Annotated in this window: 1 pseudogene; it reads left to right on the top strand. The window is 76.5% G+C overall.

Going from position 1 to position 234, the window contains the following annotated elements:
- Positions 1-234, top strand: a pseudogene (gene hisG / locus ACTFO6_RS19910) (ATP phosphoribosyltransferase); the annotation flags it as partial.

Here is a 234-nt window from a genome sequence, read left to right as displayed (position 1 = left end):
AGGAAGCCCTGCCGCTGCTCGCCGCGGCGGGCATCGTTCCCCGGGACGACCCCGCCCGGTCCCGCCGGCTGATCCTGGCCACCTCCCGGGAGGACCTGCGGCTGGTGATCGTGCGGGCGGCCGACGTGCCGACCTACGTGGAGCACGGGGCCGCGGACCTGGGGGTCGCCGGCCGGGACGTGCTGGTGGAGCATGGAGGCGCGGGCCTCTACCAGCCCCTGGACCTGGGCATCG

The sequence above is a fragment of the Pelomicrobium sp. G1 genome (assembly GCF_051905455.1).
Taxonomy (GTDB): Bacteria; Pseudomonadota; Gammaproteobacteria; order Burkholderiales; family UBA6910; genus Pelomicrobium.
The sequence above is the reverse complement of the archived record's forward strand: the minus strand, read 5'-3'. Positions and strand labels throughout refer to the sequence as shown.